8 protein-coding genes are annotated in these 7,961 nt (G+C 72.7%); 2 read left to right on the top strand and 6 right to left on the bottom strand.

Annotated features, from left to right (window positions below):
- Window positions 1–26 precede the first annotated feature (26 nt).
- Window positions 27–1,028, bottom strand: a complete 1,002-nt coding sequence (locus tag FOE67_RS10440; protein WP_182662856.1) for an NAD(P)H-dependent glycerol-3-phosphate dehydrogenase — start codon at window positions 1,026–1,028, stop codon at window positions 27–29.
- Window positions 1,025–1,807 (bottom strand): lysophospholipid acyltransferase family protein, encoded by a 783-nt coding sequence (locus FOE67_RS10435; protein ID WP_182662854.1) that lies wholly within the window; start codon window positions 1,805–1,807, stop codon window positions 1,025–1,027. Before FOE67_RS10435 ends, FOE67_RS10440 begins: the two co-directional genes overlap by 4 nt.
- A gap of 290 nt (window positions 1,808–2,097) precedes the next feature.
- Here FOE67_RS10435 and cofC point away from each other — a divergent pair, with 290 nt between their 5' ends.
- Window positions 2,098–2,868 carry a 2-phospho-L-lactate guanylyltransferase gene (gene cofC, locus FOE67_RS10430; protein ID WP_182662852.1) on the top strand — a complete coding sequence of 257 codons (771 nt, stop codon included), beginning with the start codon at window positions 2,098–2,100 and terminating at the stop codon, window positions 2,866–2,868.
- Here the strand turns inward: cofC and FOE67_RS10425 are convergent.
- From FOE67_RS10425 to leuC, 4 genes are all read right to left on the bottom strand, one after another.
- Entirely contained in the window at window positions 2,840–3,061 is a 222-nt protein-coding gene (locus FOE67_RS10425) for a hypothetical protein (protein WP_182662850.1), read from the bottom strand. The two genes, cofC and FOE67_RS10425, sit on opposite strands and share 29 nt — an antisense overlap.
- 56 nt (window positions 3,062–3,117) lie before the next feature.
- Window positions 3,118–3,744, bottom strand: a complete 627-nt coding sequence (locus tag FOE67_RS10420; protein ID WP_182662848.1) for an HU family DNA-binding protein — start codon at window positions 3,742–3,744, stop codon at window positions 3,118–3,120.
- A gap of 667 nt (window positions 3,745–4,411) precedes the next feature.
- Window positions 4,412–5,005, bottom strand: coding sequence for a 3-isopropylmalate dehydratase small subunit (gene leuD, locus FOE67_RS10415; RefSeq protein ID WP_182662846.1), 594 nt, complete (start codon window positions 5,003–5,005; stop codon window positions 4,412–4,414).
- A gap of 6 nt (window positions 5,006–5,011) precedes the next feature.
- Window positions 5,012–6,445 carry a 3-isopropylmalate dehydratase large subunit gene (leuC, locus tag FOE67_RS10410; protein WP_182662844.1) on the bottom strand — a complete coding sequence of 478 codons (1,434 nt, stop codon included), beginning with the start codon at window positions 6,443–6,445 and terminating at the stop codon, window positions 5,012–5,014.
- Between the two features lie 237 nt (window positions 6,446–6,682).
- Here leuC and FOE67_RS10405 point away from each other — a divergent pair, with 237 nt between their 5' ends.
- Complete coding sequence (locus tag FOE67_RS10405) at window positions 6,683–7,417, top strand: IclR family transcriptional regulator (protein ID WP_182662843.1); 735 nt, start codon at window positions 6,683–6,685, stop codon at window positions 7,415–7,417.
- Window positions 7,418–7,961 lie beyond the last annotated feature (544 nt).

Raw genomic sequence — 7,961 nt, 5'->3', positions numbered from 1 at the left:
GGCGGGCGGGGGACGGTCCCGCCCGGTCAGCGTCGCTCGGCCTTGGCGCTGCGGGACATCAGCCCCTTCAACTCGTCCCGGGGCGAGGTGCCCTCGTGGACGATGCGCACCACCGTCTCGGTGATCGGCATCTCCACCCCGTGGCGTCGTGCCAACAGCAGCACCGACCGGCAGGACTTCACCCCCTCCGCCGTCTGACGGGTGACCGCGATGGTCTCCTCCACCGTCATGCCGCGCCCCAGGTTGTGGCCGAAGGTGTGATTGCGGGACAGCGGCGAGGAGCAGGTGGCCACGAGGTCGCCCAGGCCGGCGAGGCCGGCGAAGGTGGCGGGGTCGGCCCCCATGGCCAGCCCGAGTCGGCTGGTCTCCGCCAGACCCCGGGTGATCAACGACGCCTTGGTGTTGTCGCCCAGTCCCATGCCGTCGGCGATCCCCACCGCCAGGCCGATCACGTTCTTGACCGCGCCGCCCAGTTCGCAGCCGACGACGTCGGTGTTGGTGTAGGGGCGGAACCGTTCGGTGTGGCAGGCCCGCTGGATGCGACGGGCGATCTCCTCGTCCCGGCAGGCGACCACGGAGGCCGCGGGCTGCCGCTCGGCGATCTCCCGGGCGAGGTTGGGGCCGCTGAGGACGGCGATGCGGTTCTCGGGCGTACCGGTGGCCTCGGCGATGACCTCGCTCATCCGCTTGGCGCTGCCCAGTTCGATGCCCTTCATCAGGGAGATCGGCACGGTGTCGCGGGGCAGCAGGGGCGCCCATTCGGCGAGGTTGCCGCGCAGGGTCTGGGAGGGCACGGAGAAGACGGTGAACTCGGCGTCCCGGGCGGCCTCGGCCGGGTCCGTGGTCGCCCGCACCGTCTCCGGCAGCCTGATGCCGGGCAGGTAGTCGGGGTTGACGCGCTCGGCGTTGACCGCCTCGGCGATCTCCGGGCGACGCGCCCACAGGGTGACCCGACAACCCGCGTCCGCGAGCACCATGGCGAAGGCGGTGCCCCAGGATCCGGTTCCGTAGACGGCGACGGATGTCACTCGGTCGTCTCCTCGATGGTTTCGCCCGGGGTGGTCGGGCCGGTTCCGGCGCCGGTGCGACCGGCACGATCGCGCCTGTGGACCCAACGACGGGGTGGGGGTTCCTCATTGCGGATTTCCGCGAGTTGGGCGGTCACGGCGTCCATGATGCGGTCGGTGGCCCGGCGGAGCAATTCGGCGTCGATGTCACGACCGTGGAACTCGGAGAGGTCCACCGGGGGGCCGGCGACCACGGTCAGGCGACGGCGCGGCAGCAGCTTGATGCGTCGTCCGCCGGCGTAGGGCGGCAGCACCTCGTTGGCACCCCACTGGGCGACGGGAATGACCGGCGCGCGGGTCTCCAGGGCGACCCGCGCCACCCCGGTCTTGCCCTGCATGGGCCACAACCGGGGATCACGGGTGAGCGTTCCCTCGGGGTAGAAGGCCACGCACTCCCCGTCACGGACCGCCTGCACGGCGGCGCGGAAGGCGCCCGCCGCGTCGGAGCTCTCGCGGTAGACGGGGATCTGCCCGGTGCCGCGCATGAAGGCACCGACGATGCCCCGACCGCGGAAAAGCCCGTCCTTGGCCAGGAAACGGGGCACTCTTCCGGTGTTGTACTGGAAATGCGCGTAGGAAAGCGGGTCGAGATGCGAGTTGTGGTTGACCGCGGTGATGAAACCGCCGTGGGCGGGAATGTTCTCCACCCCGCGCCATTCGCGGGAGAAGAGCAGCACCATCGTCGGTTTCACCAGGAATGCGGCAAAGCGATACCAGAAGCCGATTCTGCGGCGGGACACTCGGACACCATCTCCTCTTGCGCTCCTCGTGGGCCCTGTACGCCTCGTCCGTCCGGGCGGGTTCGGTAGCCTCGACGGGCCGCCGCTCGAAGGGCACCGGCCACGGCGGTCGCGCACCCCGTCCGTCCCCGGCACCGGTGGTACGAACGGCCGGACAAGTCTGACCCCGGGCCGGTGGCCTGTCCAGCAGATCGTCTCATCGGCCCGGTCGGAGCCGACGGCAGGGGTGGGCCGCGCCCGGGGCGCGGTGACCGATCCGGGACGCGGGGACCGAAGGGAACGGGAACGGGATGGACGGCCGGACGGGGACGGGGCGCGAGCGGGACACCGGCCCGCGGACCCCGATCCACTGGGTGGCGGTGATCCCCCTCAAGGCGGGGAGGGGCGCCAAGTCGCGTCTGGGCGCGACCCTCGGGGAGCGGGCCAGGGCGTCGCTCGCGCCCGCCCTGGCCCGGGACACCGTGGCCGCGGTCCTCGCCTGCCGTTCGGTGCGGGAGGTGATCGTGGTCACGGACGAGGGGTGGTCGGCGGGCGCGCCGGGGGTGCGGGTGGTGCCCGACGTGCCGAACCGGGGGTTGAACGCCGCGGTGGAGCACGGCGTGCGGGTGGCCAGGGCGACCTCCCACCGGCACCTCGGGGGGGACGCCGCGCGGATGGGGGTGGTGGCCCTCAACGGGGATCTGCCGGCGTTGCGGCCGGAGGAGTTGGAGCGGGTGCTGCTGGCGGCCCGGGCCCCGCGGTGTTTCGTGGCGGACGCGGAGGGCACCGGCACCACGATGCTGACGGTGGCGCCGGACGCGGTCCCGGAACCGCGGTTCGGTCCCGGATCACGGATGCGGCACCGGGAGTCGGGGGCCCTGGAACTCGTGCTCCCCGATGTTCCCGGGGCCCGGCGGGACGTGGACACCGGGGCGGATCTGCTGGTGGCGTTGGGGCTCGGCGTGGGCCCGCACACCCGGCGGGCCTGGGAGGCGCTGCGCACGCGGGATCGGGAACGCGGGGAACCCGGCGGGCCGGGGGCCGGGCCGGGGCTCAGAAGGTCTGCAGGGTCACCAGGGTGATCCGGGACGCGGCGCCCCCCACCGCGGGGTCCCGATCGGCACCGGTCTCGATCCGCACCCGCTGTCCGGGGCGGAGCAGGCGCAGACCGCCGGCGTCGAAGGCCTCGGCGTCGAACTCCATCGGGGTGCCGTCGTCGAGCAGCACGCTGCCGGCACGGGTGGCGGGGTCCCAGGTGTACGCGGTGGCCTGCATGCGCCGATCCTAGAGGTCCGGCACACGCAGGGTCACCCCGACCGACCCCGGCGGGGTCACTTGCTGCGTGTGGCCGTCCGCTTCGCCGTGGTCCTGCGTCCCGACGCCTTGCGCGCGGGGGCGTTGCCGGCGCCGGTCTTCTTCGCCGGCGCCTTCTTGGCCGTGGTCTTCTTCGCCGTGGCCTTCTTGGCGGCACCGGTGTCGCGGCCGGTCGTGGTCTTCTTCGCGGCGGCGCTCTTGGCGGTGCCGGTCTTCTTCCCGGCGGCGGCCTTCTTGGCGGTCGCGCTGCGGGTGGTGGTGCTCTTCTTGGCCGTGGTCTTCTTCGCCGTCGCCTTCTTGGTGGTGGTGCCGCCGCTCAGGCTGCCCTTGGGCGCCTTCTTCACGGCCACGTCGTTCTTCGGGAGCTTCTTGCTGCCGGCGACGAGGTCCTTGAAGCCCTGCCCGGCACGGAACCGGGGCACGGCGGTCTTCTTGACCCGAACCCGCTCCCCCGTCTGGGGGTTGCGCGCGTAGCGGGCCGGACGCTCGACCTTCTCGAACGAACCGAAACCGGTGACCGACACGCGCTCGCCGGCGACGGTGGCCCGGATGATGGCGTCGAGGACGATATCGACCGCGAGTGCGGCCTGCTGACGGCCGCCGAGCTTGTCGGCGATGGCTTCCACGAGCTGCGCCTTGTTCACGTCTTCCCCTTCGGAGGCATCGCTGGAACGAAACTGTTCAAGCTTTTTCGCACGGTAGGCAGATATATACCGCAAATCAAACCAGAAACGGGCGAATCACCCTTGTGTCGCAACGAACGACGCCGCCGTGCGCGCCGATCCGGGGCGTCGCCCCGGGCCCGGCGTCGCGTCGAGCCCCTCCCGGGGTCCGCTCCCGGGCGGGGCCCCTTCGGGGGATTCCCGCCGCTCCCCCGGTCGGTGGGGCGCCCGGGAGCGCGGGGTGGTCGGGGAACGGGGCCCGGGGTCGACTCGGGGCCCGAGCGGCGATCCGTTGCGTCCGGCGACGGCGATGACGGCCGCCGACCGGGGGGTGATACCCCGTCGCACCTCCTCGGGGACGGGCATCACGCGCACCTTCCGGTGCGCTTCTTTCGGCCGAACCGCGAGACGGGCGTGGAGCGATGCCCTGTCGTCGTGGTCCATGCACCAATTGTGCCACCCGGGGGGAGTTGTCGCCCGACATCCCTTGCGGACAAGACGATACGGGTGTGTCCCCCACCGTGCGGTGGGGGACACACCCGTATCGAAAGAGACATCCGGGGGACCGATCCGGCCCGGGAGAGCAGCCGTTCGATGGCTGAAAACCCTCCCCGGCGCGTCGGGACGGTGCCCGCGGAGCGGGGGACGGTCAGGGCACGAGGGTCCGCGGCTTGTGGGAGGGCCGCCCCGCCTCGTGGGCCGCGATCTCGTCCTCGTGGCGCAGCGTCAGGCTGATGTCGTCCAGCCCTTCCAACAACCGCTGCCGGGAGTTCTCGTCGAGTTCGAAGGAGGTCTCGACGCCCGGTGCCCGCACCACGCGCTCCACCAGGTCCACGGTGACCTCGGCCCCCGGGTCCGCCTCGACGACCTCCCACAGCCGCTCGACCACGGCCTGGTCGAGGATGACCGTCAACAGCCCGTTCTTCAGGGAGTTGCCGCGGAAGATGTCGGCGAAGCGGGAGGAGATGACGGCCTTGAAACCGTAGTTCTGCAGCGCCCACACGGCGTGCTCGCGGGAGGAACCGGTGCCGAAGTCGGGGCCGGCGATCAGCACCGTGGCCCCGGCGCGCTCCGGTCGGTTGAGCACGAACTCCGGGTCACGGCGCCAGGCCTCGAACAGCCCGTCCTCGAAGCCGTCCCGGGTGACCTTCTTGAGCCAGTGGGCGGGGATGATCTGGTCGGTGTCCACGTTGCTGCGGCGCAGCGGAACGGCCCGGCCGGTGTGCGTCGTGAAGGCTTCCATCGCTGATCAGACTCCCGCGGGGGTGGGAACGGAGGTGAGGTCGGACAGGTCCGCGGGGGACGCCAGGTGCCCCGTCACGGCGGTGGCGGCGGCCACCTGCGGGGAGACCAGGTGGGTGCGGCCCCCCTTGCCCTGCCGACCCTCGAAGTTGCGGTTGGAGGTGGAGGCGGAACGCTCTCCGGGCTTGAGCTGGTCGGGGTTCATCCCCAGGCACATGGAACACCCCGCGTGCCGCCACTCGGCCCCGGCCTCGGTGAACACCTTGTCCAGGCCCTCCTCGACGGCCTGGAGCGCCACCCGTACCGAACCCGGGACCACCAGCATCCGCACCCCGTCGGCGACCCGACGACCGCGCAGCACCTCGGCGGCCGAGCGCAGGTCCTCGATCCGGCCGTTGGTGCAGGATCCGACGAAGACGGTGTCCACCGCGATGTCCCGCAGCGGCTGTCCCGCGGACAGCCCCATGTACTCCAGTGCCTTCTCCGCCGCCAGCCGCTCGCTGGGGTCGGCGAAGGAGGCCGGGTCGGGAACCGCCGCCGACAGCGGGACCCCCTGGCCGGGGTTGGTCCCCCAGGTCACGAACGGGGCCAGTTCGGCGGCCTCGATGACCACCTCGTGGTCGAACACGGCGTCGTCGTCGGTGCGCAGGGTGCGCCAGTACTCCACGGCGGCGTCCCAGTCGGCGCCGGTCGGGGCGTGGTCGCGACCGCGCAGGTAGGCGAAGGTGGTCTCGTCCGGCGCGATCATGCCGGCCCGGGCCCCCGCCTCGATGGACATGTTGCAGATGGTCATCCGCGCCTCCATCGAGAGCTTCTCGATGGCCTCGCCGCGATACTCGATGACGTATCCCTGACCGCCGCCGGTGCCGATCCGGGCGATGATCGCGAGGATCAGGTCCTTGGCGGTCACGTCGGCCGGCAGCTCGCCGCGCACCGTGACGGCCATGGTGCGGAAGGGCGCCATCGGCAGGGTCTGGGTGGCCAGGACGTGTTCGACCTGGCTGGTGCCGATGCCGAAGGCCAGCGCCCCGAACGCCCCGTGGGTGGAGGTGTGGCTGTCCCCGCACACCACCGTGGTGCCGGGCTGGGTCAGGCCCAGCTGCGGACCGACCACGTGCACCACGCCCTGCTCGCGGTCCCCCAGGGGGTGCAGCCGGACGCCGAACTCCGCGCAGTTCTTGCGCAGCGTCTCCAACTGGATGCGGGAGACCGGGTCCGCGATCGGTTTGTCGATGTCGATCGTGGGCGTGTTGTGATCCTCGGTGGCGATGGTGAGGTCCGTGCGCCGCACCCGGCGACCGCTCTTGCGCAAGCCGTCGAACGCCTGGGGGCTGGTCACCTCGTGCAGCAGATGGAGATCGATGTAGAGCAGGTCGGGCTCGCCCTCCGCGCGCCGGACGACGTGATCGTCCCAGACCTTCTCCGCGAGTGTCCGTCCCATCGCATTCCCTCCGACCCGGCAGCGTCGCCGGGCCTCAAGTCGAATCGTGCCGTTCGGTCGGTGACCGTCGTCCGCGCCCCGCGCTCCGGACGGCGGTCCGGTCCGCGGCGCTCGCTGTCGAGGCCGGCCGGACCGGTGCGCCCCGCTCCGGACGGGAGCCGGGGATGTGATCCAGCGTGGACCCTTCTTCGGGGAAACGAACTTGCGTTTCACACTGTGAGACGCGAATATCGTTGCATGGACACACCTGGTGCCGCCGACTCCAGCGGAGTGGGCGTCCTCGACAAGGCCGCTCTGGTGCTGAGCGCCCTGGAATCGGGCCCGGCCACCCTGGCCGGCCTGGTCGCCGCCACCGGCCTGGCCCGACCCACCGCCCACCGCATGGCGGTGGCCCTGGAGTACCACCGACTGCTCTCCCGCGACATGCAGGGACGCTTCGTCCTCGGACCGCGCCTGTCCGAACTGGCCGCCGCCGCCGGCGAGGACCGTCTCCTGGCCGCCGCCGGCCCGGTGCTCGCCCATCTGCGCGACATCACCGGGGAAAGTGCCCAACTCTACCGCCGCCAGGGGGACATGCGGATCTGCGTCGCCGCCGCGGAACGGCTCTCCGGCCTGCGGGACACCGTGCCGGTGGGCTCCACCCTGCCCATGAAGGCCGGCTCCGCCGCCCAGATCCTCATGGCCTGGGAGGAGCCGGAGCGACTGCACCACGGCCTGCAGGGCGCCCGCTTCACCGCCACCGCCCTTTCCGGGGTGCGGCGCCGGGGATGGGCCCAGTCCATCGGCGAGCGGGAGCCCGGAGTGGCCTCGGTCTCGGCCCCGGTGCGCGGCCCCTCCAACCGGGTGGTCGCCGCCGTCTCGGTCTCCGGGCCGATCGAGCGCCTGACCCGCCACCCGGGCCGCATGCACTCGCGGGCCCTGATCGACGCGGCCAACCGCCTCACCGAGGCCCTGCGGCGCGGCACCGTCTGAGCCCCGGAGCGCAACACCACGGCCCGGGCGTCCCCGCCCCCGCCCCCGCCGTCCCGTGCGAGCGGCGGGGGCGACGACTGCCTCCGCCGGAGCGGGGACGGGGACGGGGCGGAATCCGAACGATTCCACCGTGTCCGGGTGGTGACGGACCGGTTCGGCCGGACCGCTCCCATCGGGCAGCGGGTCCCCGGCCCCCGGGGTGGTCGGACCGGATGACGGAGGCGAGGGGAACACGCCGGCACCGCCTTGGGCGGGGAGGCCGGCTCACGGTTCCGCCCCGGTTCCTCCCGGAGCCGCATCACCACCCCGCGGCCCGTTGGGGCACCGGGTGCTCCTCCTCGGCCGCGTCCCCGGGGCCGCGGGGCCCGCGCGGCGGCTCCGAGCCGCCCGTGCCGGGCGGAGCCGACACGGGTGCTCCCCCTCGTATTCGGCGCGGATGGGGCCGACTCTCCCGCCCGGCGGCGGCAGCCCCTGCCGCAGGTGGTGCTTGCTCGTGGTGACGGCCACTTCGCCGTGCCCGGTGAGCCCCGACAGTCACCCGACC

Origin of the sequence: Streptomyces calidiresistens, from assembly GCF_014141525.1 — a bacterium.
In the GTDB taxonomy this organism is placed as follows: domain Bacteria; phylum Actinomycetota; class Actinomycetes; order Streptomycetales; family Streptomycetaceae; genus Streptomyces; species Streptomyces calidiresistens.
Note: the sequence above shows the minus strand (reverse complement) of the source record. Positions and strands in the feature narration are given on the sequence as shown.

Bases quoted from the DNA above. Each gene is read 5' to 3' on its own strand.
- cofC (WP_182662852.1), top strand. From the start codon at position 2,098: ATGGACGGCCGGACGGGGACGGGGCGCGAGCGGGACACCGGCCCGCGG.
- FOE67_RS10425 (WP_182662850.1), bottom strand. From the start codon at position 3,061: ATGCAGGCCACCGCGTACACCTGGGACCCCGCCACCCGTGCCGGCAGC.
- leuD (WP_182662846.1), bottom strand. From the start codon at position 5,005: ATGGAAGCCTTCACGACGCACACCGGCCGGGCCGTTCCGCTGCGCCGC.
- leuC (WP_182662844.1), bottom strand. From the start codon at position 6,445: ATGGGACGGACACTCGCGGAGAAGGTCTGGGACGATCACGTCGTCCGG.
- FOE67_RS10405 (WP_182662843.1), top strand. From the start codon at position 6,683: ATGGACACACCTGGTGCCGCCGACTCCAGCGGAGTGGGCGTCCTCGAC.